The 306-nt window shown below is 43.8% G+C and carries 1 protein-coding gene; it reads right to left on the bottom strand.

Annotation, left to right across the window (positions count from 1 at the left end; translation table 11 throughout):
* On the bottom strand, positions 1 to 282 hold a 282-nt coding region (locus AMS65_RS20605; protein WP_206541954.1), incomplete at its 3' end, for a hypothetical protein.
* Between the last annotated feature and the right edge of the window lie 24 nt (positions 283 to 306).

The following is a 306-nucleotide window of genomic DNA, read 5'->3' as shown; positions in this document are numbered from 1 at the left end:
GCCGTATTCGGCATACAACAGCTTGTCACCTGAAAATTCAACCCCGTAGGCTACGATATGGCCATCAAAATCTGCCACCACCTTGTTCGGCTCAATTTCATCGCCATAGCGTTTCTTGAGGTCCGCAATTAGTCTTCCATGATTCTTTCCAGAATCATATCGCAAATACACAGGAAATCTATCCTCCAACTTCTCGGCAGCACAGTTGTCGATAAGTTTAATTTCAAAATTCTTTGAGATATAGTGGGTAGGCGAAACAGCGGCCCCTTGCTGAACACTCATCTCTCTAAGGATAAGTTTATCAGT

Source organism: Leucobacter celer subsp. astrifaciens, from assembly GCF_001273835.1.
GTDB classification, from domain to species: Bacteria; Actinomycetota; Actinomycetes; order Actinomycetales; family Microbacteriaceae; genus Leucobacter; species Leucobacter celer.
This window is presented reverse-complemented; position numbering and strand designations above follow the sequence as displayed.